Genomic DNA, 2,619 nt, shown 5'->3' with positions numbered 1-2,619 from the left:
CAGTAGCTTAAAGTAAGCCTTCAGAAACCTTCTTTTTTGACCTTTCTAAATCACTGCAAAATTTCGATTTTTCCTTCAAATTTATCGCGTTATTCATCCTGTAAATTTACGCCAGTCACACTATTATTTTTTCTTGAAGGAAACTAAGTTACATCTTTTTTGAAGCTTTGCTTGGCTTAACTGTCTGAATTGTAAAGCTATTGGGTGTTTTTCGAGTGAATGTTTGGTGATGCACAGGAAACAAGAGCGCTTTTTAACCTATTGAAATCGAATCTCAGTTCAGCAATGCTTCGTCACATAACAATAATTACCAATTTTTCTCTCCCGTTATCCCTGCCAGGAAGGCGGGGATTTTTATTGCCTGTTATTTAGTTCAGATAAACAAAAGCCCCACCAAATGGCAGGGCCGTGTCGAAGAAATTTAACAAATATTGTTAATTATTCTTCATCGCTCGCTGGTATCTCTTGTTCGTCTTCTTCTATCAGGTGCGCTAGTGCTGGTGCAAACCAGGTATCCAGTTTTGCACGTAGCTGATCGACACCTAATCCTTTCAGTGAAGAGAACACATCAACAGAAACGTCACCACCGAAAGTTTCTACTTGCTTACGAACTTTCAGTAGAGTTTGTTTGCGTGCACCACTTTTTAGTTTATCTGCTTTGGTTAGCAAAACCTGCACAGGAATGTGGCTATCGATGGCCCAGAAAATCATTTGTTGGTCGAGATCTTTCATTGGATGACGAATGTCCATTAGAACCACTAAGCCTTTTAGGCACTCGCGTTTCTGTAGGTATTCACCCAAAGATTTCTGCCATTTGTTTTTCATCTCTACCGGTACTTGAGCAAAACCGTATCCAGGTAGATCGACAATGTGACAACCTTCTTCTACTTTGAAAAGGTTGATTAATTGCGTACGACCAGGTGTCTTTGATGTCTTGGCTAAGCTTTTTTGATTAGTTAGACGGTTAAGTGCACTCGATTTACCAGCGTTTGAGCGTCCTGCAAACGCAATTTCGACACCTTCGTCTTCCGGCAGGTGACGAATATCGGGTGCGCTGGTGATGAAATGCGTATTTTGGTAATGAATTTTTACGCTCACTGTTAACTCCATCTCGACTTTGTGTAGTCGATTGATTACTTTTTTGTGAAAATGTGTAAAATAACCGTGCTCGGCATAAGGTCGCCTATTGTACCATGAGTGTACGCGGTATGTTCACATTCCGTGGTACTGGAAGCTTGATAATTATAATGGAATGTCATGAAGAAATTAGCGCTAATTTTGAGTCTTTTAGCCAGTTGCTCAGTATGGGCCCAAGGTAATATTGAGGCTGGTAAAGCAAAATCACAAACCTGTGTCGCCTGTCACGGAGCAGATGGCAACAGTGCAATAACAACGTACCCGAAACTCGCAGGCCAACACGCTAAGTATCTTGAGAAGCAGTTAAAAGAACTTAAGCTAGGCATGACAAGTGGTGGTAAACAAGGTCGTTACGATCCTGTAATGAGTGGTATGGCAATGCCACTGAGCGATGAAGATATCGCAGACCTATCTGCTTACTACGCTTCGCTACCAGTTTCAGAAAACTCAACACCTGAAGATGTAGTAGCAAAAGGCAAAACGCTTTATACCGCTGGTGATGCCGAGCGTGGCCTAACCGCATGTATTGCATGTCATGGTCCTCGTGGCAATGGTACTGAGCTTTCAGGTTTCCCGAAAATTTCTGGTCAGCATGCTGACTACATCAAAGCTCAGCTAGAAAAATTCCGTGATGGCGACCGTGGTAATGATATGAATGCCATGATGCGCGACATCGCGAAGAAAATGACAGACGAAGATATCGAAGTGCTGTCTAAATACGTTGGCGGTCTGCACTAATATACCTAAATCGCTCAAGATCCTGCATCTTGAGCTGGTTGGGTAGATGTCCCTACATCGTTCGAGCAACTTGTACAAAAATGCCCTAGTGAATCCACTAGGGCATTTTTGTTCGTGACAGATATCACAGTCGAGTTTGGATGCGAAAGCGATAGTTGGCTCGGCAGTTTGTGAGACATTTGCCATACTTGATGTTGGCTTTTTCTTGTTAGTGCTTTTAAGTTTTTGATTAAATGATAATTTTGATTTTTTAGAAAAATAGGCGGATTATTTTTTCAACCCATTACTTGTGAGCATAACGGGATGGCGTAAAGTAGAAGTCGTTCACAGGGAGTGAATGTAAGGATTTAAGACCACGGTTTAGGTCTCCAAGGATGTAGCTCGGATGCTTGGTGATTTAGAAAGGGATTTAGATAGGTAGGGAGCCTATCAGATAAGGATGGTCATCTCGTCTGACGGTTAAGACAGTGAAACGGATCAGGCACAGGAAGTTGCTCAGTAGACAGGAAGTAAACGGATAGCCAAAACTCATCAGGAAGATGAAAAACAACTCTTTTTGGCAGGGAAAGCTCTAAAAACAAAGGGATCATTGGTGCACCAAATGTGTGCAACACAGTTTCGCCAATTGATGGCACTTAGAAAGCGACAGTCTGACTGTCGCTTTTTTTATATCCGTTGACTTGCTCGGTCGTAACTTGAATTGAGATTACTGCACTTATTTAGCTTTATAGGTTGTAAACAAAG

2 protein-coding genes are annotated in these 2,619 nt (G+C 41.9%); one reads left to right on the top strand and one right to left on the bottom strand.

Features of this window, described 5'->3' with window-relative positions:
* Positions 1 to 438 precede the first annotated feature (438 nt).
* The gene (yihA, locus tag CAG68_RS21300; RefSeq protein ID WP_017635019.1) at positions 439 to 1,098 is read right to left on the bottom strand and encodes a ribosome biogenesis GTP-binding protein YihA/YsxC; all 660 of its coding nucleotides are present in this window, start codon (positions 1,096 to 1,098) and stop codon (positions 439 to 441) included.
* Positions 1,099 to 1,257: 159 nt separating this feature from the next.
* Here yihA and CAG68_RS21295 point away from each other — a divergent pair, with 159 nt between their 5' ends.
* Positions 1,258 to 1,875 (top strand): c-type cytochrome, encoded by a 618-nt coding sequence (locus tag CAG68_RS21295; protein WP_005379248.1) that lies wholly within the window; start codon positions 1,258 to 1,260, stop codon positions 1,873 to 1,875.
* The last annotated feature ends 744 nt before the right edge of the window (positions 1,876 to 2,619 follow it).

It is taken from the genome of Vibrio sp. V42_P2S4T144 (assembly GCF_009904715.1).
Taxonomy (GTDB): Bacteria; Pseudomonadota; Gammaproteobacteria; order Enterobacterales; family Vibrionaceae; genus Vibrio; species Vibrio alginolyticus.
The sequence above is the reverse complement of the archived record's forward strand: the minus strand, read 5'-3'. Positions and strand labels throughout refer to the sequence as shown.

Excerpts from the sequence above, each read along its gene's own strand:
- CAG68_RS21295 (WP_005379248.1), top strand. The coding sequence starts at position 1,258 with ATGAAGAAATTAGCGCTAATTTTGAGTCTTTTAGCCAGTTGCTCAGTA.